This is a genomic window from Candidatus Tisiphia endosymbiont of Oplodontha viridula (assembly GCF_964264865.1).
In the GTDB taxonomy this organism is placed as follows: domain Bacteria; phylum Pseudomonadota; class Alphaproteobacteria; order Rickettsiales; family Rickettsiaceae; genus Tisiphia.
In genome coordinates, this window is sequence record NZ_OZ183486.1 from 1,689,016 (window position 1) to 1,714,725 (window position 25,710).

Consider the following 25,710-nt stretch of genomic DNA (forward strand, 5'->3'; position numbering starts at 1 on the left):
TTTATTAGTAATATTTTATAAAATATTACTATTTAAGCTGAAACAGTCTTTTCCACAAGCCTATTGATTGATATTTGAGTTTTTGACTTTTTGGACAAGTAGTAAAAGCCGGTGATTCCAATAAGGCAACAAATTGGAACTATAGAAATTGCCATAATAAAATCAAAGCGACTATAAATAGGTACAGCTGATTCACTTAGTAGACCATCCCAGTTGTAAGATATTAAATTACTCATAATTTTATGGAAAAAATGTCCGAATGACATATTAATGCAATTGACTATCGCAATAGCAAGTCCAGCAGATTTATCTGTAACAAGGTTACCTACAACAGTAAAAATTAGAACTTGATAACAACAAAAAACTCCTAATAAAAACATTAGAGAACTACTAATAAAGAAATTTAATGAAGGACAATATAATAGAATAGTAAAAATTGCTACCGTTAGCAATCCAGTCATTATTATTATAAAATTAGATGATTTTGATAAATTAGCAATAAGTGCAAGTATTGGACCACCAAAACACATACCTATATAAACGAATGAGGTAACCAAGTTACTTTCCATATCATTCATTTGATAAACTTGTTTGAAGAATGGAATAGCCCATACATCAGCAAAACCTTCTAATGCTCCTACCATTAGACCACCACAAACTCCAATAAATAAAATAGTAGGATTTAATAAGAGCTTCAATATTGAAGATTTGGAGTCGCTAGTATTAGAATTACTTCTTATATCATCGGTTTTTACTAATAAAATCATTAGTCCAATGATAAATCCAACTAGAGCTAGACTATTAAAAGTTACGTCATAACCAAAATGTGTAAATAATAGCTTCATTGGAGTAATGCCAAATACTGCTCCAAGTAAGCCAAAGGTAAAGGAGAATCCAAGCATTAAGGAATGGTATTTAGCCGGGAAGGAGCTTCTAGTAATCTTAGCTACTGATAAAAAACCTACAGCAGAACCAGCTCCAATCATAAATCTACCAATGAGTAAGTAATTAAAATCAGTGCTAGCAACAAAAGTTAGAGTACCAAGAGAGGTAACTAAGATAGATAAGAATGTGACAATCCTAAAATTAAATTTATCTAGCATTATGCCGATTGGTAATTGCATTCCTGCATAACCTAGATAATAATATCCAGCAAACGTACCAAATGCTATGGTATCAATGGCAAATTTTTGTATAATTTCTTCTCTAAGAATTCCAGTTGAGAGTCTTAATATAAATTGAAAAGCAAAAAACAGGGTAGCAAGAGACCATAGTAAAAGTGGTTTTTTTAAGGATAAAGCTTTGTCCACAGGAAAATTTAAATTATAATATATTGTATTTTAAGGTAGCAAATTATAGTATCGATAATATTTTGTCAAATTTATTATTTTTGAATTTATAATTGCTGTTATATCGAGATTAAGATAATATTATAAGGTGATATGCTTTAATTAAGGGGTTTTATGCAATTAAGAAGATATTTTGATACATTTAAGAAAACAGCTTTTGGGCCTTGGCTTGCTCGATATAAAGAATTTTTTAAGGATGAAGATTTGAATAAAGATAAGTCAGTTGTACAATCTCAATTAAATGAAACTGATAAAGATTATAAAATAGTTATCACATCTAATGACGTTATTAAAGTATTAAAAACAAGTCAAAGTGAGTTGTTTGAAAAAGAAATAACACCTCATTTTATTGGACAAGTTTTTACAGCAATTACTAACCTGCAGTTACAAAAATTTTCAGACTTCATATTAAGGTTACCTGAGAAAGTAGAAGAGTATATAAATTATTTTTGCAATGAGAAAAAAAATAATGGTTTTTCTCTCATTAAGTCTTTTAAAGAGGTTGTAGAAATAGATAAGTTAGTTGAAAAATTTCATAATTCACCAAATCAAGAACATAAAGACAATTATGAAAAAATTAAGAAAGGAATAGAGAGTTTAAACAATTTCATAGCTACTCATCCTATAATAGAAGATGAGGGGTCTCAATTATTAGGAGAAGTACCTGCTATATCTGAAGGTGTGGTTTGTAACCAGTTTGAGTGATGGATCAGTTTGAGGCATATTCGTTATTATTTATTGATAGTTTAGTAGGTAATTTAGTTGTAAGTTTAGATAGTGAATTAATCGTTCACTCTATGAGGATATTTGGTGTTTATAATAATTTAATAATAGTTACTGTCGCCACCATTGCTTCATTATTTGCTACTAGTATAAATTATTTCTTTGGTTTGATCTTATTGAAAATTTTTTATTATTCTAAAAATGAACAGGTTCATACTAACCACCAATCATTTTCCCAATTTTTTTTAAAATATAACATATTTATACTTTGGTTTACGATAATACCGTTATGGGGCAAATTTATTCCTTTAATTGCCGGTTTTACTAAAATAAAATTTTTAAGAGTTTTAGCTATTAGTGGTGCTGTCAAGTTATGTTATTATATTTGTATGATATAATTGGAGAATTTAATGAACCTTTATAGAGTCAACCCGTCTTCATCGTTTTTGGATATAGTAGCTGATTTTATTCTAGATAATTTTGCTGAAGAATCTATTAGCAATCTTAAAATTATATTGCCGAGTGGCTTTGCTTGTTTAAATTTACAAAATATTTTGATTAAGAAGCAAAATATTGCGATTTTACCGAATATTATCCCTTTTTCTAATATTATGGCTGAAGGTGAAGAAATATTTGGTATTACATCAGAAAATCTAGAACCTATAACGTTTTTGCAAGAGAGAATTATATTAGCAGAAATCATCCATAATTACCCTAAGCTACAATTCAGTATAACACAATCTTTACAGTTTTGTTCAACAATAGCTGAGTTATTTTATCAGCTAGCTTGTAATAATTTATCGATAGATTCTGTAAATGAAATAGAAAAAATGAATCCATCAAAACATTGGAATGTTATTTATGAATTTCTTAAATATACCCATCATCAATGGAAAAAACAGATAGAATTGTTAGGATTGCTAGATCGTGTAAATTATCAAATAACTATGATGGAAGCAGAGATAGCAAGGTTGAAAAGAGCTGATACCAATTTAATAGTAGCGGGCATCATAGGTCACAATCTTATATCATGGAATTTCTTAAAGAATGTTGCTAATTCACCGTGTGGTTTTATAATTTTACCGCCTATTAGTAATATATCTTTATTAAAATATTATAATCCTGAAGAAGATTATTTATATAGTCTAAAAAAATTACTGACAATTCTAAATAAAGATTTATCAGATTTTCAGCCTTTAGGTAATGAACAGCAACATCATTCTATTCTAGATCAGATAATTTTTGAGGATATAGTCAATTCAGGAGAATTAGATAGCAGGCACGATGGAGCGAAGCCTATAGATAATAGGCGAGTGATCGAAGACGACGTTACAAAATTCTCATCAATTGACTATAAAGATTTAAAAACTAGCGAGTCTATAGATTGCATAAAATATTTTGAGCTTGAGGATATTTTTCAAGAAGCAGAACAAATAAGCCTGATTTGCAAACAATATAGTGATAAGAAGATAGCTATTATTGTTAATAATCAAACAACCAAGAGTTTTTACTGTAATTTTTTGACCAAATATTCTTTAGAATTTCAAGATTTACTAGGTGATAATTTAACAAAAACGCTAGTTAGTTCTCTAATAATTTCTGTTAGTGAAATATTATGTAATGATTTTGATATAAAAAAGTTATTCTTACTATTAAAGAATCCTTTTATTAATTGTAAATTAGTACCAAAATTAGAACTATTAATGAGCGGTAAGAACCGTTTCATACGGCAGCCTAGTCAGATGCTGTATTTAGTAGAAAAAACCAATGATGATGCATTAATAAAGTGGTGTAAGAAACTAATAGACTTACTTTATACAAGTAGTGGTAGTAGTTTTGTTAAAATATTAAAATCCTCGATTAAGATTGTTGAAAAACTTTATCCAAATATTTGGTATGAACAGCCTGCTACTGAACTATCAACTTTTTTATCTAGCTTAATCAAAGATAATTGTAATCTAACATTAAGTAATAAAAAATGCTTTCCAGAGTTACTTAAATCTTTAATGTTTAGTTGTAAGTATTTTGCACATAATAATTATTCTAAAAATATAATTATTGGTAAAGCTGAAGATTTAATGTTACTTAAATTTGACCTAGTAATTTTAGCCGACTTTAATCAAGGGAGCTTAGCTTCGTCATCAGCTGTGAATCAGTGGATTAATGAGCAGACTTTTAAAAAATTACATATTGCTACTGGATCTACCATACATCAATATTATTTCTATTTATTTCTGCATAATGCTCAAGTGATAATTACTAGAGCAAAAAGACAAGATAGTAAAGCTGGTTTGTTACCATCAAATTTATTATTAAAATTGCAATTTATTTTACAGAAAAGTTTGATTTCAGAAAATTATTTAACATATTTATTAGAAAATAACTTAGTGGATGTATCAAATAATGTTAATATGATAGAAAAGCATAATGCTAGCATAGGTAGTACGATCTTTCCTGAGATAATCTCAGTTACTGATATAGAAATGTTAGTACGGAATCCTTATAGTTTCTATGCTAAGAAGATTTTGAATTTGAGAAGCAAGGATATGATAGGGCAGGAGCCTAAAATATCTGAATTTGGTAGTTTTGTTCATAAGGTCTTAGAACAATATTCTAAAAATTATGATAAGTTAGAAAATAACAAAATTGGATTAATATTGGAGATCAGTAATAATATTTTACAGAATACTATTCTACCAGCATATACACAAAAAATTTGGCAAATAAAATTTATTCCTATTGCTGAGTCTTTTATTGAGTTTGATGAAAAACGCAGAAGTGATTTCCAATATATTTACTCAGAATGCAGAGGAGAAATTTCGTTAAATATTGGAGGGCAAGAATTAACAATAATTGGAGTTGCTGATAGAATTGAGGTAGATGAGCTTGGGGCAGCTGTCATTATCGATTATAAGACTGGTAGCTTACCGAGTAAAAAAGATGTAGAAGCCGGATTATCTCCGCAGCTAATCATTGGAGGTTTAATGTTACAGGAAGGTGGTTTTGCTATAAAAGTTCATAGCGTTAAACAGGTTACTTATGTAAAAATTTCTAGCTCGAAACCAATAATCCAAACTTTGGAAATAGACTTAACGAAAGAAGACTTAGAGCGTCATAAACAGGGGATGATGCGAGTACTAGAATATTATGTAACGAATAAAAACTTTCCATATGATATTGATTTACTAAAGTATGACGACTATGCACATTTGGCAAGGAGAGATTTATGAAGAAAATAGCCCGGCGTCATTGCGAGGAGACCGTAGGTCGACGAAGCAATCTATATGACAAGAGCTTCATGGATTGCCACGCTCACATACGTTCGCTCGCAATGACGGTTTAGGGCTTACAAAGCTCATCGCGATGACGATTTTTTAACTTTCAACAGTTGTGGACATCACCCTTAAAATATTGAGGACTATTATACCTACTTAAACTTGCACACTTGGTAATACTACTAATTGTCTATTTGTTCTTGAATTTATTAGTTTAAAATGCTTATATAAAATCATTTTCAAAATCCACTATCCAAATCAGTGTATCATTATGTTAGAAGAAGATAGTTTTATTACTAATCTAGTAGATCAGGAATTTTCAGTTACTGAAATTTCTAGTAAGATCAAGGAGTTGCTAGAGAATAATTTTGGTTATATTAGAGTAAAGGGAGAAATTTCTGGTCTTAAGATAGCAACTTCTGGTCATGGTTACTTTAATCTTAAAGAAAATACAGCTATTCTAGCCTGTACTTGTTGGCGTCCTGTACTTGCAAAAATTAAGTTTGTACCAATTGATGGTATGGAAGTGGTAGCTAGAGGTAAGCTTTCTGGGTATGCAGGAAATTCACGATATCAGCTATCGGTAGAAGTCCTCGAACCCGCAGGTCTTGGTGCTATCATGCAAATTCTCAAGGAGCGGCAAGAGAGATTAGAAAAAGAAGGTATATTCAATAAACAAAAAAAGCCACTACCTTTTCTGCCTAATAAGATTGGGGTGGTTACATCAATGACTGGGGCAGTAATTAAGGACATTATACACCGTATTAATGACCGCTGTCCATCTCATATACTAATATGGCCAGTTGCTGTTCAAGGCGAAAATGCTGCAAGTGAAATTGCTAGTGCTATTTCAGGATTTAATGAATTAAATAAAGATATAAAACCTGATGTTATAATTGTTGCAAGGGGAGGGGGGTCTATAGAAGATCTGTGGGCTTTCAATGAAGAGGTAGTAGTACGGAGCGTATTTAATTCAGCTATTCCTATTATTTCTGCAGTTGGACATGAAGTGGATAATACTTTAATTGATTTAGTAGCTGACAGGCGAGCCCCCACACCAACTGCTGCAGCTGAATTTGCTGTACCTGTGCTTTCTAATTTACATTATACAATCAGTTCGTATTATGATGCATTATGCAGTCGTATTAATCAGCTAGTTAAATATGAACAGCAAGCAGTTAACTCTAATACTGACATTTTTAGGAGTATAACTACTTATATAGACTATAATCAACAACTTCTTGATGAACTCAGTTTTAGATTAACAGATTCTTTGCCTAACCTACTCAGATTTAAAGTGGCAAAACTTGACTCACTTAATATAGAAATATTAAATCCTCTAAGAATAGTTAATTATCAATCGTTAGAATTAGTGCATCAATCTAATTATATGCTAAAATCTATTAGCACTAAGTTAAAAAATTATGAGCATCAATTAAATTTAAATAATTTGCTACTTACAAGTCTAGATTATAAAACTGTACTAAAACGTGGTTTTGCGGTAATTAAATCAGAAGATGGAGAATTTATAACATCAAAAGTTGTTGCAAGCAAAAAACAAGAATTTAATATTAAGTTCTTTGACGGTGATATTAATGTATGCTGCAAAAACTTGGAATAGACCTTAATTTAGGAGAACTAATGCAAAATGCAAGTACTTAAAAGTATCATCCCGATTATTATTATTGTGCAAAACTTTTTTACCTTTGCTAATCCTGAGGATAGTAGTAATCAACTATCTAGTATTCAGGACAAATATTTTACTCAATGTACTGAAGAAATGTCTGATAAAGATAATCTGCTTGTTGATTGGTATCCACTAGAACCCTACCAATTTAGTCATATAGCTAAAAATGGTCACTATTGTGTTACTGGCTTAGATATTGAATTAATCAATAGTATTAGTAGCAAAATTAGCATTGGCGTACAATATGCTGATTCTGTGTGGGAGCGAGCAATATCAAATATAGGGCATGGTGACAGTGATATGGTGGCGGGAGCTACTTATACTGCTGAGAGAGCAGTCTTTGCCAATTTTTCTCTTCCATATCGATTTGAAGAAATTTCCTTATTTACTTTACGTTCAGCAAAAAAACAATTGAGTTTTAGTAATATAAATGAATTTTTAGCTCAGATACGTTTACTAAATTTCCGTCTTGGTATAATTAAAAAAGCTGTTTATGGTGATGCAAGAACGACTGATTACCTAAATCAGGTGAATAATAATGATATTATCATTAAATATGGAAGTAATCTAGAGTTATTTAATGGGCTGCTACGTAATGAAATTGATGGGTTTCTTGCTGACAGAATTTCAGGGGTAGCTCTTTCATTAAACTATATTAAAAAAGATCAAATAGAAGAAATCCCTACTGGTATTAAAACCCCTGTACATTTAATGTTCAGTAAGAAAACTGTATCTTCTAACATAGTCGCACGGTTTAACGATTCAATAAAAGAATTTGTCGATAGCGATGAATATAAAAAAATCGTTAAAAGCTATATATATCATATTTTATTGCCAAAATCTATTGATTCAGAATGGTGTTATATTATTGGAGTTATCGGGAGTATAGCATTCGCGATTTCTGCTATCACTATATCCTCTAAAACAAATGCCACGTTGTTTGGTACTTTTGTATTAGCAATGTTACCGTCTCTATTAGGATGTATTTTACTCGATATTATAATAGTACACCATGGTGATAATATAAAACTTGTTTTGACTCCATATTATACTTTCCGTGTTTTTATAACGGTACTTGTTGGCTTCTCTACCGTTAAACTCCTAGCTTATTATAATAAGCAGTTATATGAGGATAGTTTTATCCAAAAAATATGGAGTAATACTCTTGTTATTTGTGATTCTTTAGGGCAAGCATCCTTTATGATAATTGGCGTTGTAACCGTAATTGTACAAAGAATTGAACCGTTAGAGTTTTGGGGACCATGTTTTGCGTGTTTGACTTCTAGTGCTGGTATAATATTGCGGAATTTAATTTGTAAGCATGACAAGAATATGGAGTATATACCTAGAGAAGTTAATTTTGAAATATTTATATTATGGGGTGGAATTTTTAGTATATTATTAGATGCTTATGCTTATAATCCTAATTATAATACAATAAAATACTCTATTATTACGGTAATTGCAGGTGCTTTTGTCAGTAGGTTTTTAGTTCACTACTATAATATTCCAAACTTAACTTTTCGTTCGGATAATGGGAGTATTGCGAATTGATTCTTTTAGCTAATGGTGATAGAATTGATGTCATATATGGACGAAGTCCATGCAATCATTCCCGCGGGGGCAATACCACAACTGTTGAAAGTTTACAAACACCTATACCACCAGCGTCTATTAGCGAGCGTAAGCGAAGCAATCTAGGAAACAATCTATAAATAAATGATGTTACTGGATTGCTTCGTCGACCTTACAGCCTCCTCGCTAATAGACGTATAGCTAAGATTAACATATGGCTAAAACCTTCTTAGGTTAACTATAAATAAAGGAGAATTAGATATGAGTAAAACAAATGATAAGGTATCAACCTTTACTAAAGCCGTCAAGCAAGTTTTTAAATCGGCTAATCATACTTTGAAAAATCTACAAGAAAATATTTATAAAAAAGAAAAAGAAGTATTAGATATAAAGAACCTCAAAGATAAAGAAAAAATTGCCAAACAATCAGTAAAAATAGAAAAAAAGATAAAAAAAATAGAGGAATATAAAAAATTAGTTGAGCAAAGGCAAGCGGATTTATTAGCAGAAATTACTAAGTATAAAGAGTTAATTGCATTAGCAAGGCAAGAACCTCAGCAAAAACCTCAAGAAAAAAAGACAAAAGAACAACTGAAGTCATGGGAAGAAAAACTTAATGCATGCAACAAAGAGATAGAGGATTATAACAAGTTAGTTAACTCACATGATAAACAGCAAGCAGGAAAGGAGATAAAACAGGAACAAAAGCAACAAGAACAACAGCAAAAGCAAGCAGAAAAAGAGATAAAGCAACAGCAAAAGCAACAAGAACAACAACAAAAGCAAGAAAAAAAGGAGATAAAGCAACAGCAAAAGCGAGAACTTTCCTATCAAGAAGAAAAAGAGAAATTTTTTAAAATATGTAGCGATATTTTAAAAGATCAAACTCATTTAGAGAAAATATTATCTCCTTTAGCAGAGGCAAGAACAAAAGAAAAAGGTATTGGTAAAGGTCAGGCATTTAAAGCTGCCATAGAGGGTATACAATTTGCAGTAAGTCATGCTAAAACAACTGTTGGTGTTATAACTTCAGGGGGTTTTTATGCTAAGGAAATAGAGAAATTGCAGAAAATATTAAATGGTGAAGAAAAATATGATCCATCTAACGCTCCTTTCTTTATAAAATTATTGCAAGATCCTGATACAAAAACATTTCTTACTCAAAATGTCGAAATAATTAATGGATTAGTGGAAAATCTTGCTCCAATTCTTACCAAGATTGCATTAAAAGAGTTGGGGAAAATAGATGAGATACAAAAAGATTTTAACTCTAAAAAGGATGATATACAGAAATTACCGGAACTAGACAAAGAATTACAAGAGCTAAAATCATCTACAATAAGAAAAGAATCTAAAATTAAAGAATTAGAAGAAAAAATTGATTCTTTAAAATCTCTACAAGCCAAGTATGATAGGGCTATTTTATTACAAGAATTAAAGAAAGCTGGTTTTGATGAAAAATATATAAATAGTCAATTGTTACCTATTGTCAAAAATACCGTTATTGAGATACTTAAAAATCCTGAAAATATTATAGAAATTGTACAGCTAACTGCCGATAGAGCTTTATCTGACGATCCTCAAGTAAAAAAAGATTTACTTGCTACAATATTAGATAAAATAGATCTTAGTGTACTTATAAAAAATGATATACTATCTAAATTCTTAATTAATGATGGAGAAAATATAGCCAAAGCATTGCAAATAATCGTTGGATCAAATACAGAACTGCAGGGAACGCTTAGTAGCTTAGGAATGGAAAAAGAATTATTACCGGAAGTAGTACCTGTACTGTCAGAACTTATTGGTAACGTTTTAGCAAACCATGCAGGGGTTAGTAATATATATGAAGCTTTAAAGCCAGTTATATTGGATGATACTGATGATAAAATACGAGAGGCTAAAACTATTTCGGAAGTAAGTCATTTAGATAAACAAGGGGGAGCTAAAAAACTTGCTATTGTTAAACAGTTACCTAATATTTTGTTACAAGATGCAACCTTAACAACACTAAAAGAGAGATTGCCGGATGTTTTAGCAAAAAATAAAACAGAGATTGCCAATATTGCTGTTCAAGTTTTGCCAAAATTGCTTGAAACACTAAAGAGTAATGCTGAATCTTTAGCTCAAAGCAATACTCAAAATTTAGAGAAGGAGGATATTTATAAAGTAGTAGTATCACCTATTGTTCCAATGCTAGCTAATGTGAACCCTGAATTTTATGGGAAGGTAATTCCTATAGCTATTGATGTGCTACAAAATACCATGAAAGCACTAAGTCTAGAGCAAATAAAGGAACTCTATCAAGATATACAAACAATAACTCAGGAAACTGGTGATATTGAGTTGAAAGATCAAGCTACAGAAAGATTAATTAAACAATTTATAGGATTACTTGAAAATGCAGATGTCCAGAAAAATATAAAGGAGGATTTGCCAAATTTACTTAGAGCAAATACAGAAGCTATCAAGGCTATAGTTAATAATATTAGCAATAATAATCTCCAAATTGCAAGATATGGTGTACCACAAGAATTGATAGATGCTACAGTGCCATTAATTGTCGATATAGTGTCAGATGGTCTTAGTACAGTGCCAGAGCTAGTTAGAATTAATAGTAATTTAGCTAAGTACCAAAATGAAGCTAGTAATGAAACTAGTAATGAAGCTACGCTAGAAATTTTGTCTAATATAATTGATGATGTAGGTAGAATTGCTCAAAATATTACTCCTCTATTAACTCAGAGTATCCCTGCTTATTTACAACAAAATAAAGATACTATTTTAGCAGTTACAAAAAATGTAACTGAGCAAAAAGAGGTTAAAGCTAGCCTAGATCCTGCTGGAGTTAAACCTGAGCTAGTATTAAAGATGGCTGAGTTAGCTATTGATATTGTCCCACAAATATTACCAATAGCAACTGATTTGGTTAATGCTACTTTAAAAGATAAAGAGGGGGTAACAACTATTATTACTAAAATTCAAGACCTAGTAAATAGTCCTGAACAAGAGAAAATTGCTCAAGCTGTTACAGTAGCAGATTCTATTTTAGATTTTATAAATAAACCAGAAAATGTAGATGTGAGGAAAATAATTGATAAAGATATTCCAAATTTTCTTAGCAAGAATGCTGACCGATTTGGTGCTGTGGTTGATGAATTTCTCAATACGACAGTTGTGGGTAGGAATTTAAAAGTAAAAGGTCAGGAAATTATTGAGTTAGCTAGCAAAAAGATACCAGATTTAACAAAGATAGCCGAACAATTTAAGACTGGTAATTATAACATGGTTATGTTCGGGATATTCAAATTATTATCTGACAAGAAATTACTAGGAATAGTATCAGAAACATTAGTGGAAGGGGCTAGATTCCTAATACAAAGAAGTTTTACCTCACTGAGAACACGTAGACAAAAATGGAGTGAATCTTTAGGCAAAGTTCGTTTTAGTTTTTCTGATAAAGATTCTCAGCAGAGTGTTCAGCAAAGTTCTCAGCAAATAGATGAAGGGAAACTTGATTTAAGTGAGTTACTTCAACAACAAGCTGATGCCACCAATATTGGTACAATCTCAAAAACTGTAGAATATTCTCTAATAAGTAAAGATTTCAGAGGTTTGGTTTTTGACAAAGAAAATCCGATACCTACTGAAAATGTTATAATTAATGGGTTTAATTTTGATAAGGCGATATTTAAAGAACGTTCTTTTCAAAATAGTGAAATTAGCAATTGCTCTTTTAAAGGAGCTATTTTTAAAGATAAAATTAGTTTTGAAGGGGCAACTATTGATGCAAAATCTTTAAAAACTCTTTTGCCTGCAATTAATAAATATAATAAAAATCATGCAAATAATAAAATAACTTTAGATAATGTTAAAATTGTTGGCGATATAAGTGGGCTAACATTTAAAGATATTTCTATGAAAGGCACGGATTTGACTGAGGCACAATTTACTTCAGAAGACTCTAAGTCTAAGAGCAAGGCAATTAGTAAAGCTACGTTTGATCAGGTTAGTTTTGACGAGAAAACGAAATTACCTGAACATAAAAAAGATGTTCAAAGTGAGGCTAGAAAAATAGGTAAAGAAGCAACCAGTTATGTGGCAAAGAGTACTAAAAGCAAGAATAGTGCAATGGCCATTAATGATATAAAGGATAGTGTATCTAAACATGTTGTGCCAAATGGGACATCTAACAGCGATATAAAACATTTGCCATCTCCCAAGTCTAAACAAACAACAATTACTGGAAGCGTAATATAAGGTATATGTTAATCTTAGCCTAGCTAGAAGCGATGTATTAAATTATAAAACCACTTGACATGGTTTTTTTTATAGTTTAGGTTGCTTAGAAATGAACATGGGTATTAAATGGATGCAGTAAATTCTTCTTTCAATATGTGGAATAGGGCTAGAAATAGTAAATTTAGACATGTTGTTTGGCCTATTAGATCTAATGAGTTAGTAAAGTTTGTACCTATGGCTTTACTAATGTTTTGTATTCTCCTTAACCAAAATCTAGTACGTAGTATCAAAGATAGCTTGGTAGTGACATTAATTAGTACGGAAGTTTTAAGCTTTATAAAACTTTGGGGTGAGATGCCTATGGGTGTCTTATTTGTCATTCTTTACTCCAAACTTTGTAATATTATGACAACTGAGCAAGTGTTTAGGATAGTAGTATCTTTTTTCTTGGGATTCTTCATATTATTTGCTTTTGTGTTGTTTCCATACCGGGAATATTTTCATCCAGATCCTGAAGTAATAGAATATTATGTTACCGTACTTCCACATTTAAAATGGTTTATCATCATTTGGGGAAAATGGAGTATTGTGTTATTTTATATAATGGGGGAGTTGTGGCCAGTAATTGTATTTACACTATTATACTGGCAACTTGCTAATAAGATTACCAGTATTGAAGAAGCCCCAAGATTTTATACGTTTTTTTCCTTATTTGGTCAAACTAACTTACTAATATCTGGCAGTATAATTATATATTTTGCCAAAGGTGAACATTTTTTGTTACCTCTATTTTCCCATCTTAACGACAAAACAGAAATTCTCCTTAAATCGTTTATGCTAATCATTATAATTTCCGGTCTAATTTGTTTAATCTTGCATAGATTTGTTGAATTGAAAATTATAGAAACTACTAAAAATATTAGATTCAAAAATAAAAGAACCGATATACTAAAACTAGGGTTACTTGAAAGCAGCAAAATAGTTTTTACATCTAAATATTTAGGAATTATCTGTGTGTTAATGATTTCATATTCCATGACAATTAACCTAATTGAAGGATTATGGATGTCTAAAACCAAGCAATTATACCCTAGTACTCAAGCCTTTATATCTTATCACGGTGAGGTATTATTTTGGACTGGAGCATTTACTTTAATTTGTGCTTTTTTAGGTAGTAGTTTAGTTAGAAGCTGTGGTTGGTTTTGGGGAGCAGTGATCACCCCTATCGTAACACTGTTATCAGGTATGATGTTTTTTACCTTTGTTGTACTAGAAAAACCTTTAATGGCAATTATGACTGGTCTTAGTTATCTTTCTCCATTAATGATAATTGTTTTTGTAGGTGGTTTGTGGCATGTTTTAGGGAAAAGCGTAAAATATTCATTGTTTGATTCTACTAAAGAAATGGTATATATACCTCTTGATAATGAAATGAAAACTAAAGGAAAGGCAGCAGTAGATGTACTTGGATACAAAGTAGGAAAATCTTCTGGAGCAATTATTCAATTTGTCTCTTTCAGTATTTTCCCAAATACTGTACATAACGATCTAGCTGGTTTTCTTATGGCTGTTTTTCTTGTTGTTTGTGTAGTTTGGATTTTGGGTGTAAAAGTCTTAAATCGATATTACAAAAACTTACTAAGGTCTAACAATTATAATCCTTAAGGTTGATTATTTGTGCTGTCTTAATACCTATATCAGAGTGGGAGGTAGCCACAATAACTCCAGCATTATTTGCTTTCAAAATAATCAAGTTATATAGTAATTCTTTGTTTTCTTGATCTAGGTTTGCTTCTACTTCATCTAATAGCCATAAATTTGACTGGCAAGCAATGAGTTTTGCTAAGGCAACTTTCTTTTGGTTACCAGCAGACAGCTTGTAACATTTCTCATGCAAAATATTATGTAACTTGAAATAGTATATCGAAGATTCTAAAGCTTCAAGGGAATCATAAATTGTAGACCAAAATTTTAGATGCTCTAATACAGTTATTTGGGATTTTAATCCAAGATTATGTCCAATATAATTACAATAAGGTTTCTTTAAATATTTACAGTTCAATGATCTATACAAAACATTGCCACTTGTTGGATTTTGTATATTAGCTACAATTCTAAGTAGTGAAGTCTTCCCGCAACCATTTGCTCCCTGTAAATAAACTATAGATGATGGTAAAAAAGTCATACTAATATTAGTGAAGATAGTTTTTTCGTCTATAATAAGAGTTAGTTGTTCAAATGACAGCATTTATACGATTCTAAGAAAGTTTTTATATAATTTACTTCAAATATTTATTTTTTCAAGTTAAGTTAAATGAAGCCCTTAGTGGTAGGTATTTTTAGTGTATACTTGAATTTTAAAAAATTGGAGGAACGGGAATGAATCCTGATTATCTTAAAGAAATATCTGTAGGAGATACTCTTTATAAAATTTTTGATATAAATAAAGCAGCAAGTGATATTAATCTTGAGTTAAAGCGTCTACCTTATAGTTTAAGGATATTATTTGAAAATGTCCTTCGTCTAACTGGTAGTAAAGAAAACTTGTTACTATTTAAAGAATGGCTTAAGGCTAGAAAATCCGATGCTGAAATACCGTTTATGCCGGCTAGGGTACTAATGCAGGATTTTACCGGAGTCCCTGCTATTGTTGATTTAGCTGCTATGCGTGATGCTATAAAAAAACTAGGGGGTAATCCATTAAAGATTAATCCTCTGATTCCGGTTGACCTTGTCATAGATCATTCTGTACAAGTTGATTATTATGGAACAAGTGATGCGTTTGCTAAGAATGTCAAAATGGAAGTAGCACGCAATCTAGAGCGTTATGAGTTTTTGAAATGGGGGCAAGAAGCATTTGATAATTTTAGAGTAGTACCTCCAGGAACAGGAATCTGTCATCAAGTTAATTTGGAATATTTAGCCAATGTTGTGTGGAGCAAACAACAAAATGGTGTAACTTTCGCTTATCCGGATACATTAGTTGGCACAGATAGTCATACTACGATGATTAATGGTTTAGCAGTTCTTGGTTGGGGAGTTGGGGGAATTGAAGCTGAGGCAGCCATGCTTGGTCAACCTTTATCAATGATTTTACCAGAGGTAATTGGCTTTAAGTTAAGTGGTTCTTTAAATGGTATGATTACTGCTACAGATTTGGTGCTAACAGTTACCCAAATGCTAAGAAAGAGAAATGTAGTCGGCAAATTTGTTGAATTTTATGGAGATGGGTTAGAATCACTTAGCTTGGCAGATAGGGCGACTATATCAAATATGGCTCCTGAGTATGGTGCTACTTGTGGGTTCTTCCCAATTGATAATGAGACTATAAAATACCTTAATTTTACAGCTAGAGATCAAAATAGAATAAAGCTAGTAGAGCAATATGCCAAGCTACAATCATTATGGTTTGATCCAATAATTACTCCAGAATATACTGATATATTAGAATTGGATTTATCCGCTTTAGAATTTTCCCTAGCTGGTCCAAGACGTCCACAAGATAGGGTTAACCTAAAAAATGCTGCTAGTAATTTTAAAACTGAACTACCTTCTCTAACTAGAGGTGATGTTGATATTGATAAAAAGTACTCTGTTGATGAGCAATATAGTATAGGACATGGTGATGTCGTAATAGCTGCAATCACAAGCTGTACAAATACTTCGAATCCTACTGTGATGATCGGGGCAGGCTTGCTTGCTAAGAAAGCAGTAGAACTTGGGTTGATGAAAAAACCATGGGTTAAGACTTCATTGGCCCCTGGTTCAAAAGTAGTAACGGAATATTTAAAAAAAACTGGACTTGACCAGTATCTAAATAATTTAGGTTTTAATCTTGTCGGCTATGGTTGTACTACTTGTATAGGCAATTCTGGTTCGCTTATGCAGGAAATAGAAGAGACTATTGCCGGGAACAATCTTGTTGTTGCTTCGGTGTTATCTGGTAACAGGAATTTTGAGGGAAGGATACACCCTTTGACAATAGCTAGTTATTTGGCTTCTCCTCCCTTAGTCGTTGCTTATGCCCTAGCAGGTACTATGAACATTGATCTTGAAACTGACTTGATAGGTAAAGGTCATAATGGTAAGGATATATATCTTAAGGATATTTGGTCAACCCACCAAGAGATAAAAGAGTTAATAGATCAATCTATTAACTCTAAAATGTTCAAAGACAAATATAGTGAAGTATTTTTAGGTGACAAAGAGTGGCAAGATATTAAGGTAACTAAAACCGATACTTATAATTGGAGTAAAGATAGTACTTATATCAACAATCCTCCTTATTTTGAAGGTATTGAACATATATCTAGTAGCTTGCACGATATAGAATCTGCTAGAATATTAGCTATTTTTGGCAATTCTATTACGACTGATCATATATCTCCAGCCGGCAATATTAGTAAAACAAGTCCTGCCGCTAAGTATTTAACTGAGCATGGCATTCTACCTCTCGATTTTAACTCTTATGGATCACGGCGTGGCAATCATGAAGTAATGATGCGAGGCACTTTTGCCAATAATAGGATAAAAAACGCCATGTGTCCCGGAATTGAAGGAGGGGTAACTATAAACCAACTAGGTAATCAAGAGAGTATCTATGATGCTGCAATGGATTATAAAGCTCATTCTGTGCCTTTAGTAATTTTTGCAGGTAAAGAATATGGCTCTGGTTCATCAAGAGATTGGGCAGCAAAAGGTACTAGTTTACTTGGAGTAAAAGCAGTAATTGCTGAAAGTTTTGAAAGAATTCATAGGTCAAATTTAGTGGGTATGGGTGTTTTACCGCTTGCTCTTTCTTCTTCTACTGTAAATGACTTAAAACTTGATGGTTCTGAGTATGTCACCATTACTGGCTTGAGTAATGAAATAACGCCTTATGAGCAACTTAATTGTATCATAAAGAGAAAAAGTGGTATAGTTGAGACTATCAAAGTAATATTACAAGTTTTTACAGATAATGAGATAGACTATATAAAACATGGTAGTATAATGCACTTAGTGGTTAAGAATTTTAGTAGACTTACCTAGTTGTCATTGCGAGGAGTCACTTTAGTGGCGACGAAGCAATCCATAAAAGTGATTAGAAATGGATTGCCACGACCACTGCGTGGTCTCGCAATGACCTTAGACACGCTAATTTTAAAGAGATGAACATGGATAAGGAGATTAAGAAATACATAAATGCAGGGAAAACAAACCTTATAGTAATTTATATATTATTTCTGTGCGGAGTAGTTGCACCATTATTACCTATTATTGGAGCAGTTTTTGCATATATTAATAAGGATATTAAAGATAGACTTTTAGCTAGCCATTACACTTTTATATTACGTACTTTTTGCATAGGATTTATTGGTATTATAATATCTATGATAACCACTATAATACTAATTGGTCCGGTGTTATACGCATGCTTGTTTGTTTGGTTTATATTAAGAATCGCTATAGGTCTCAAATATTTGTTGAATGATACAGGACATCCAAACTATATGACTTACTGGATAAAATAATGTTTATTGAAACCGTACTTGGAAAGCAAACTAAATATGCAGATTTGTATGACAATAGTTTACTATACCCAATCAGTCGTAAATTTGCTAGAGATAGTTTACAGATAGTAGGTTCTTTGCCGTTTAATGGATTTGACATTTGGAATTGTTATGAAGTTTCTTGGCTAAGCCCAAGTGGTAAACCTGAAGTAAAAATATTGGAGTTCATGGTAAGTTGTGAGTCGCCTAATATTATAGAATCAAAATCACTAAAGCTTTATTTAAATTCTTTTAATAATACTAAGTTTGATAATAGAGAGCAAGTAAAGGAATTAATTGTCCAGGACTTAAGTTTGATATTTCAAGCACCTGTAACTGTTTCTATAAAAGATTTAGAATCATATGAGGGAACAAAGCTGCAGTCCTTTTCAGGCATAAATTTGGATAGGCTGGAGGTGACAATTACTAGTTTTGAGACTAGTCAAAATTTGCTAAAATTATCTGAAGACGATACGCAAGTAGTAGATGAGGTGCTATATTCTAATTTGCTAAAATCGAATTGTTTAGTTACTAACCAGCCAGATTGGGCATCAGTACAAATTAGTTATAGAGGCAAGAAAATTGACCATAGTTCTTTATTAAAATATTTTGTATCATTTCGTAATCATAATGAGTTTCATGAACAATGCGTTGAGCGTATTTTTTGTGATATTAATAAGTTTTGTACTCCCGATCAATTAACTGTTTATGCGAGATATACAAGACGTGGTGGCATAGATATTAACCCTATACGCTCCAATTGCAACCTAGAGGTTACAAAACTTAGTAATATAAGACATATTCGTCAATAATAATGCTTAGTGGTAGTATCAATTTAGAGTATATTTATATTAAACTCGATAATCAAGTTTTTTAGAATTATTAAAAAATACGTCTATTAGCGAGGAGACCGTAGGTCGACGAAGCAATCCATATGACAAGCTTCATGGATTGCCACGCTCACATACGTTCGCTTGCAATGACGGTTAAGGAAAAGCTTGATTATCGAGTTAAAGTGGAGAAAATATTGGAGAAAATATGGGCAAAAATAAGTTAAACTCGAATAAAAAACTACCTCTGGGTGTTCAATTAAAGGACAATTCAGATAGTTCTGAAATGAAATCTGAAACAATAGACAATTTGGTTAGTCAATTATCGAGATTATCAAAAGAGTATACTGATATAGTAAATTCTGCAATTTCTAAAAACTTAGCAGTTGTTAATAATCGTATTAGAATAACCGAAGATATATTTAGTCAACTCTTATCATCGATGAGTAAAGGAATGCAGGATAATGTTGTACTTACTAAAGATTTGTTGAAATGTAATGGGTTACTAGATTTAGCTTTGTTACAGCGGAAAATGTTTGAAATATATTGTACTAATATGATGAATTCTTCCATTGAGGTTGCTCGTAATATACGAAAATTTGAATAGGTAGTAAGTTTGGCACAATTCCAAAATTGAGGTTATTTAAGAGTGTTAGATGTTTGAGCAATTACTTGATTTTTCTTCTATATATTTTATTATGCAAGGGATGGTAGTAACACTGAAATACAGTATAGTTTCAGTGTTATTAGGGTTGGTTATTGGTATCTTACTAGCAATTTGTAAGGTAAGTAAAAGTTGTGCGTTAAGACTGTTTGCTAATTTCTATACATCTATTTTTCGTGGTACTCCGTTACTTATACAACTTAGCATAATTTATTTTGGTTTACCTAGTGTAATTGGCATTAAGCTTGGTGTCTTCGTTGCTGGTAGCATAGCTTTCTCATTAAACTCCGGGGCATATGTTTCGGAAATAATTAGAGCTGGAATTAATAGTGTTGATAAAGGACAGATTGAGGCAGCTAAAGCATTAGCTATACCCGAGAGATTAATGATGAAAGATATTATCTTGCCCCAGGCCATAAGAAATATCTTACCTTCACTGGTTAATGAGCTTATTAATTTAATCAAAGAATCATCGATTATATCAATGATCGGTGAAATGGATTTAATGCGTAGAGCTCAATTAGTATCGCTTGAAAGTTATACTTATTTTACCCCTATGTTAATAGCAGGACTTTGTTACTATGTTATGGTAATAATTATCAGTAAATTAGCTAAAATTATTGAGAAAAGACTAGTAATTGGAGCTGAGTAGGATTTATTGATAATATGTACTTAAGTGAAATATGTATAAAACGTCCGGTATTTGCAACAGTGTTGAGTCTAGTGGTTGTTATTTTAGGGGCGGTATTTTTTACTAAACTACAAATTAGGGGTATTCCCGATATTTCTTTTCCTGTAATAACAGTATATGCAAATTACCCTGGGGCAGATGCTCTTTATATGGAGAAAGAGATAACAACTCGTATTGAAAAAGCACTAAAAACTGTCAAGAACCTTGATACTATCACTTCACAAAGTACTACAAGTAGCAGTCATATAGTTTTAAGATTTCTATCATCGGTTGATATAGAAACAGCCTTAAACGATGTTCGGTCTAAAATCTCTGATATAAGTTACATATTTCCCCAAGGTATGAGTATGCCTTATGTTGCTAAGATGGATGCAGATAATTTCCCTAGTTTGTATTTAAGTATCAGTAGTGATGTATATGATGATTTACAATTAACCCAAATTGTTCAAGATAGCGTAAAAACCATTTTAGAAAAACTTGAAACAATAGGTCAGGTTGAGATATATGGTGCGAAAGATTACTCTATGCGTATAGAACCAGACCCGGTAAAATTATATCAGCATAAAATGTCAGTGTTAGAAATTGAGAGTGCTGTAAAAAAACAAAATATCTATTATCCAGCAGGAACTATTAAAACAGCTGCACGTGATTTTACTGTAAGATTAGATGGCTCTTTAAGTAAACCGGAAGAGTTTGAAAAAATTATACTAAAAGTGAAAGATGCTAATATATTAAAGTTACGAGATATTGCTAAAATATATTTAGCCCCTCCAGATACTGAGGTAATTTTTAGATATAATGGCAAAAGTTCGATAGCACTTGGTCTTATAAAACAATCGAAGGCAAACATACTTGATTTATCCAAAGAGGTTAGATATTCACTAGATAAAATAAAAAAAAATCTACCTAAGGGTATAACAATTGATATAGCCCATGATTCATCAATTCCAGTTAGGGCTTCAATCAGATCAGTATTCTTCACTATCATGGAAGCACTAGTTTTGGTTATGGTAGTAATATACCTGTTCTTGGCATCAGTAAAAATCACCCTCATACCATTTGTAACTGTTCCGATATCATTAATTGGTACGTTTATTGTTATGTATTATTTAGGATTTTCTATCAATATATTTACCCTTTTAGCAATGATATTAGCTATTGGTTTGGTAGTAGATGATGCAATAGTAATGTTAGAAAACATTTTTAGGTACAATGAAATGGGGCATTCTCCTATAGAAGCTGCCTTTCTTGCATCTAAGGAAATTGGTTTTGCCATTGTAGCGATGACTATAACACTTGTTTCAGTATTCTTACCAATAGGTTTTATAGATGGATTTATTGGTAAGTTATTCATTGAATTTGCTTGGACCTTAGCATTCTGCGTTTTATTTTCCGGTTTTGTGGCGATTACTTTAACGCCAATGATGGCAAGTCGAATGATTAACAAAAATGTTCAACCTCCTTTAAGGTTTTTAGTTAAATTTGATCAGTTCATTAAATTAGTACAAAGCAAGTATTTGTACTATTTAGATCTTGCTCTTGATCATAAAAAGAAATTCTCACTTATTATTGCACTATCTTTAGTTGTACTAGTTGTTAGTTTTATTTTTGTCAAAAAAGTTTTTATTCCTCAGGAAGATGATGGTTTCTTAGAAGTTTTCTTCTCTGGTCCTCAAGGTTCTAGTATTAAACAATCAGAAAAAATAGTAGCAGAAGCTGAGAAAATACTTAGTCCTCATAAAGATATAGCAGGTTATTTGACAATAATTGGCTCTGGAGGTAGTAACAGTGCTTTTGCTTTCGTACCTCTTAAAGATTGGAAGGAAAGGTCAATGTCACAAGAAGCTATAAAAAATATGCTTAATAAGCAATTTCAACAAATAGCGGGAATGTCGATTTTTGCTCAAAATCCACGTTCGTTGGTTAGTGGTGATGCTAGGAATGTTGTCGAATTTACTTTACAGACCTCACTTGAATATGATGAGTTAGATCAAATATCACAGAAATTTGTTAATAGAATGAAGAAAGACTCAGTTTTTATCAATGTGGGTAGTGATTTAAATTCTTCTATGCCGACAATTGACGTAATTGTTAACCGAGATAAAGCTTATCTGCTTGGTGTGAGTTTAGAAAATATAGGAATAACATTGCAATATTTGCTGGCAGGAAGAAAAATTGGTGATTTCAGAATGGGCAATAATCTCTATGATATAACTATGCAATATAACCTAAAATACCGTAATAGTACCGATCATTTTAGTAAGATACTGATACCAACCAATAAACCAACTAATAATTTGCTGCCATTAAGTGTAGTTGCTAATATGGTTGAGAAAGTGTCTATTGAGTCTTATAACCACTATAATAATTCTAGATCTGTAACGATTTCGTCAGGTTTAGCTCCAAAGCAAAAAATTACCGATGCCATAAATTCGATAAATACTATAGCTGATGAATTATTGGATAGTAGCACAACTACATTAGAATATATTGGAGAGATTAAAAGAATGACAGAATCACAAAGTAATCTTATTGTTACTTTCTTATTTGCTTTGTTGTTTATTTATTTAGTGCTTTCGGCTCAATTTGAAAGTTTTACTGATCCTATATTAATACTTATTGCTGTACCATTCTCAATTACTGGAGGGGTATTAATGCTCTTAATATGTGGTAATACGCTTAATATGTATAGTAATATTGGTTTGATCACTTTAATTGGTTTGATAACAAAAAATTCTATTATGATAGTAGAATTTGCTAATAACTTAAGAGACCAAGGACTAACTGTTAGAGAAGCTGTAACTAGGGCCTCTAGCTTAAGACTTAGACCTATTCTAATGACTACTCTAGCAACTATTTTTGGGGCAATGTCATTAGTGATTAGTTCTGGAGCGGGAGCAGCCGCACAAAATTCTATTGGTTTAGTAATAGTTGGTGGAATGAGTATAGGAACTCTTTTCACTATATTCGTTATTCCAGTTTTATATCAAAGTTTTAAAAAAGGGTGATTTAAGTGAAATATCTTAGGTATACAAAATGGTTTGCAGACATAGATAAACCTAACACATATTTAAGTTTGATTACATGAAGAAAATTAACATAGCAACCGTATTTAGTGGAATTGGTGCAATAGAACACGCATTGCAAAGATTGCAAATAGACCACCATATTGTTTTTGCTTGTGATATTGATAAATATTGCAAACAAACATATTTTGCTAATTATAAAATCAACGAAAATCAATGGTACAATGACATAAAAGTACTCGATGGCAATAAATATAAAAATAAAATAGATTTATTTGTAGGGGGAAGTCCTTGCCAATCTTTTTCAATGGTTGGAAAAAGGAAAGGTCTTGAGGATGATAGAGGAAATTTGTTCTTTGAGTTTGCAAGATTAGTTGACGAAATAAAGCCCAAGATTTTTATTTTTGAGAATGTAAAAGGTCTATTATCTCATAATAGTGGTAAGACTTGGGAAACAATTGAAGAAACCATAAAAGGACTAGGTTATACATATTATAAACAAGTTTTGAATTCAAGAGATTATGGCATACCACAAAATAGAGAAAGACTATTTGTTATTGGTTTTTTAGAAGAACAAAGTTTTGAATTCCCAAAACCAATCCCCCTTGAAATAACAATGCAAAATTTATTGGTTGATAACCCTGAGGTAAAATATTTTTTACCTGAAAAGGGTATTAAATTTGTTTCAGATAACAAGAACTTAAGTAAGAAATATACACAAATTGACGGTAAAATTGCATTATGTCAAAAAGCCAATCAACAATTTAATTGGCACGGGGATTTTGTGATGGATAAATATTATCTTTCTGAGAAAGTAAAAAACTACGTTTTATCAAGTGGAACAAGGGATTTTTATTCAAAACCTGCAATAGATTTATCAATTGCAAGACCTCTTTTATCAACAATGGCAAAAATGCATAGGGCAGGAGTTGATAATTACATTACACGAGGCGATAAATTACGAAAACTAACCCCTAGAGAATGTTTAAGATTAATGGGTTTTTCTGATGAATTCAAAATTGTTGTTAGCGATACGCAAGCATATAAACAAACTGGTAATAGCATTGTTGTTGATGTATTAGTAAATTTACTTAAGTCTATTTATGGAAAATGAACTAACATTATTGGGGCAGAAATACATTAATATTAATACATTTGATAGTATTGTAATACCTGATTGTTTTGTGCATAGACGAAATAAACTTGATTATTCAAGAGGTAATGGAGAAGCAAAATTATACATCGGTTCAAGAAAAAGCATAGAAAAACAATCGTTTTTTAAAAAAATCTCAATGACGGGATTTTTATTAAAAAGAGATTTGTTAGAGTATTTGCAAGACGCAAAATTTGAATATGAGAATAAAGAACAAGTTTATCGTGAGAATATAACTGATTACTGGCTTGAAAATAACAAAATGCTTGAAGAAAAAGAGGAGGTATTGTTTTTTGAATTTACTGAATCGCCGGCCGGTGGAGATTCAAGATATTACATCACTTCAATGCGTGGAGACATATTTTATAAAGAATTTAGAAAAATTGTTTTACCTGAAATTACTTATATATCAATCTTAAAACTGAAAAATATTGATAATAAAGAGGTTTTTTATTTTAGACCATATTTAAATTATTTTTATGATCCAAGGCATCATAGTGCAATTATAGCAGAAAAAGAAAAGGAAATTGAAGAAGATAAAACACTAGGACAAGATAAGAAGAAAGAAATCATTTACGCAAGAAAAGGACAAGGTAAATATCGTACTAGCGTTATTGATGAAATGGGTGAATGTTTAATAACAAGAGTAAATGATGAGAGAATGCTGATTGCAAGCCATATAAAACCTTGGGCGGTTTGCGAAAATGACAGAGAACGCATTGATAAATACAATGGATTACTTTTAACACCAACTTATGATAGGTTATTTGACCAAGGGTTTATAACTTTTTCAAATGAAGGTACAATTTTTGTTTCACCTTATTTATCACCGTTGAATACAAAAAGATTGGGATTAATTCCAAATAAGCAATATGATTTATCGTTGCATGAAAGACGTTCAGATTATTTAGAATATCACAGACAATGTATTTTTAAAAAAGGTTAATGAATAGATAATAAAAGA

17 protein-coding genes are annotated in these 25,710 nt (G+C 31.4%); 15 read left to right on the forward strand and 2 right to left on the reverse strand.

Going from position 1 to position 25,710, the window contains the following annotated elements; translation table 11 throughout:
• Positions 1 to 32: 32 nt before the first annotated feature.
• On the reverse strand, positions 33 to 1,310 hold the full coding sequence (locus ACFEL1_RS08225) for an MFS transporter (RefSeq protein ID WP_341762337.1): 1,278 nt from the start codon (positions 1,308 to 1,310) through the stop codon (positions 33 to 35).
• Positions 1,311 to 1,463: 153 nt separating this feature from the next.
• Between ACFEL1_RS08225 and ACFEL1_RS08230 the strand changes: the two genes are divergently transcribed.
• The 7 genes from ACFEL1_RS08230 to ACFEL1_RS08260 all read left to right on the forward strand — a co-directional run bounded on the left by ACFEL1_RS08230 (position 1,464) and on the right by ACFEL1_RS08260 (position 14,516).
• A complete protein-coding gene (locus tag ACFEL1_RS08230; RefSeq protein ID WP_375331030.1) occupies positions 1,464 to 2,054 on the forward strand; it encodes a hypothetical protein in 591 nt (196 codons plus the stop codon).
• Positions 2,054 to 2,470 (forward strand): DedA family protein, encoded by a 417-nt coding sequence (locus ACFEL1_RS08235; protein ID WP_375331031.1) that lies wholly within the window; start codon positions 2,054 to 2,056, stop codon positions 2,468 to 2,470. Before ACFEL1_RS08230 ends, ACFEL1_RS08235 begins: the two co-directional genes overlap by 1 nt.
• 12 nt (positions 2,471 to 2,482) lie before the next feature.
• Complete coding sequence (locus ACFEL1_RS08240; RefSeq protein ID WP_375331032.1) at positions 2,483 to 5,302, forward strand: PD-(D/E)XK nuclease family protein; 2,820 nt, start codon at positions 2,483 to 2,485, stop codon at positions 5,300 to 5,302.
• 316 nt (positions 5,303 to 5,618) lie between these two features.
• Complete coding sequence (xseA, locus tag ACFEL1_RS08245; RefSeq protein WP_375331033.1) at positions 5,619 to 6,968, forward strand: exodeoxyribonuclease VII large subunit; 1,350 nt, start codon at positions 5,619 to 5,621, stop codon at positions 6,966 to 6,968.
• 27 nt (positions 6,969 to 6,995) lie between these two features.
• A complete protein-coding gene (locus tag ACFEL1_RS08250) occupies positions 6,996 to 8,588 on the forward strand; it encodes a transporter substrate-binding domain-containing protein (RefSeq protein ID WP_375331034.1) in 1,593 nt (530 codons plus the stop codon).
• A gap of 282 nt (positions 8,589 to 8,870) precedes the next feature.
• Positions 8,871 to 12,869: a pentapeptide repeat-containing protein gene (locus ACFEL1_RS08255; protein WP_375331035.1), complete on the forward strand. Its 3,999-nt coding sequence runs from the start codon at positions 8,871 to 8,873 to the stop codon at positions 12,867 to 12,869.
• A gap of 108 nt (positions 12,870 to 12,977) precedes the next feature.
• On the forward strand, positions 12,978 to 14,516 hold the full coding sequence (locus tag ACFEL1_RS08260; RefSeq protein ID WP_375331036.1) for an Npt1/Npt2 family nucleotide transporter: 1,539 nt from the start codon (positions 12,978 to 12,980) through the stop codon (positions 14,514 to 14,516).
• Here ACFEL1_RS08260 and ccmA read toward each other — a convergent pair.
• Positions 14,497 to 15,099: a heme ABC exporter ATP-binding protein CcmA gene (ccmA, locus tag ACFEL1_RS08265; protein ID WP_375331037.1), complete on the reverse strand. Its 603-nt coding sequence runs from the start codon at positions 15,097 to 15,099 to the stop codon at positions 14,497 to 14,499. The two genes, ACFEL1_RS08260 and ccmA, sit on opposite strands and share 20 nt — an antisense overlap.
• Before the next feature lie 131 nt (positions 15,100 to 15,230).
• Between ccmA and acnA the strand changes: the two genes are divergently transcribed.
• The 8 genes from acnA (at position 15,231) to ACFEL1_RS08305 (ending at position 25,692) form a co-directional block, all read left to right on the forward strand.
• Positions 15,231 to 17,882: an aconitate hydratase AcnA gene (gene acnA / locus ACFEL1_RS08270; protein WP_375331038.1), complete on the forward strand. Its 2,652-nt coding sequence runs from the start codon at positions 15,231 to 15,233 to the stop codon at positions 17,880 to 17,882.
• A 125-nt stretch (positions 17,883 to 18,007) separates the two neighbouring features.
• The gene (locus ACFEL1_RS08275; RefSeq protein ID WP_342278633.1) at positions 18,008 to 18,364 is read left to right on the forward strand and encodes a hypothetical protein; all 357 of its coding nucleotides are present in this window, start codon (positions 18,008 to 18,010) and stop codon (positions 18,362 to 18,364) included.
• On the forward strand, positions 18,361 to 19,194 hold the full coding sequence (gene queF / locus ACFEL1_RS08280; RefSeq protein WP_375331577.1) for an NADPH-dependent 7-cyano-7-deazaguanine reductase QueF: 834 nt from the start codon (positions 18,361 to 18,363) through the stop codon (positions 19,192 to 19,194). The genes ACFEL1_RS08275 and queF overlap by 4 nt, the downstream gene beginning before the upstream one ends.
• 226 nt (positions 19,195 to 19,420) lie before the next feature.
• On the forward strand, positions 19,421 to 19,819 hold the full coding sequence (locus ACFEL1_RS08285; RefSeq protein ID WP_375331039.1) for a hypothetical protein: 399 nt from the start codon (positions 19,421 to 19,423) through the stop codon (positions 19,817 to 19,819).
• A 49-nt stretch (positions 19,820 to 19,868) separates the two neighbouring features.
• On the forward strand, positions 19,869 to 20,528 hold the full coding sequence (locus ACFEL1_RS08290) for an amino acid ABC transporter permease (protein ID WP_375331040.1): 660 nt from the start codon (positions 19,869 to 19,871) through the stop codon (positions 20,526 to 20,528).
• Positions 20,529 to 20,542: 14 nt separating this feature from the next.
• The gene (locus ACFEL1_RS08295; RefSeq protein WP_375331041.1) at positions 20,543 to 23,575 is read left to right on the forward strand and encodes an efflux RND transporter permease subunit; all 3,033 of its coding nucleotides are present in this window, start codon (positions 20,543 to 20,545) and stop codon (positions 23,573 to 23,575) included.
• A 76-nt stretch (positions 23,576 to 23,651) separates the two neighbouring features.
• Positions 23,652 to 24,707, forward strand: coding sequence for a DNA cytosine methyltransferase (locus ACFEL1_RS08300; protein WP_375331042.1), 1,056 nt, complete (start codon positions 23,652 to 23,654; stop codon positions 24,705 to 24,707).
• Positions 24,697 to 25,692 carry an HNH endonuclease gene (locus tag ACFEL1_RS08305; RefSeq protein ID WP_375331043.1) on the forward strand — a complete coding sequence of 332 codons (996 nt, stop codon included), beginning with the start codon at positions 24,697 to 24,699 and terminating at the stop codon, positions 25,690 to 25,692. Before ACFEL1_RS08300 ends, ACFEL1_RS08305 begins: the two co-directional genes overlap by 11 nt.
• The last annotated feature ends 18 nt before the right edge of the window (positions 25,693 to 25,710 follow it).

Bases quoted from the DNA above. Each gene is read 5' to 3' on its own strand.
- ACFEL1_RS08295 (WP_375331041.1), top strand. From the start codon at position 20,543: ATGTACTTAAGTGAAATATGTATAAAACGTCCGGTATTTGCAACAGTG.
- acnA (WP_375331038.1), top strand. From the start codon at position 15,231: ATGAATCCTGATTATCTTAAAGAAATATCTGTAGGAGATACTCTTTAT.
- xseA (WP_375331033.1), top strand. From the start codon at position 5,619: ATGTTAGAAGAAGATAGTTTTATTACTAATCTAGTAGATCAGGAATTT.
- ACFEL1_RS08285 (WP_375331039.1), top strand. From the start codon at position 19,421: ATGGGCAAAAATAAGTTAAACTCGAATAAAAAACTACCTCTGGGTGTT.
- ACFEL1_RS08240 (WP_375331032.1), top strand. From the start codon at position 2,483: ATGAACCTTTATAGAGTCAACCCGTCTTCATCGTTTTTGGATATAGTA.
- ACFEL1_RS08300 (WP_375331042.1), top strand. From the start codon at position 23,652: ATGAAGAAAATTAACATAGCAACCGTATTTAGTGGAATTGGTGCAATA.
- ACFEL1_RS08260 (WP_375331036.1), top strand. From the start codon at position 12,978: ATGGATGCAGTAAATTCTTCTTTCAATATGTGGAATAGGGCTAGAAAT.
- ACFEL1_RS08275 (WP_342278633.1), top strand. From the start codon at position 18,008: ATGGATAAGGAGATTAAGAAATACATAAATGCAGGGAAAACAAACCTT.
- ACFEL1_RS08290 (WP_375331040.1), top strand. From the start codon at position 19,869: ATGTTTGAGCAATTACTTGATTTTTCTTCTATATATTTTATTATGCAA.
- ACFEL1_RS08305 (WP_375331043.1), top strand. From the start codon at position 24,697: ATGGAAAATGAACTAACATTATTGGGGCAGAAATACATTAATATTAAT.
- ACFEL1_RS08230 (WP_375331030.1), top strand. From the start codon at position 1,464: ATGCAATTAAGAAGATATTTTGATACATTTAAGAAAACAGCTTTTGGG.
- ACFEL1_RS08255 (WP_375331035.1), top strand. From the start codon at position 8,871: ATGAGTAAAACAAATGATAAGGTATCAACCTTTACTAAAGCCGTCAAG.
- ccmA (WP_375331037.1), bottom strand. From the start codon at position 15,099: ATGCTGTCATTTGAACAACTAACTCTTATTATAGACGAAAAAACTATC.
- ACFEL1_RS08250 (WP_375331034.1), top strand. From the start codon at position 6,996: ATGCAAGTACTTAAAAGTATCATCCCGATTATTATTATTGTGCAAAAC.
- ACFEL1_RS08235 (WP_375331031.1), top strand. From the start codon at position 2,054: ATGGATCAGTTTGAGGCATATTCGTTATTATTTATTGATAGTTTAGTA.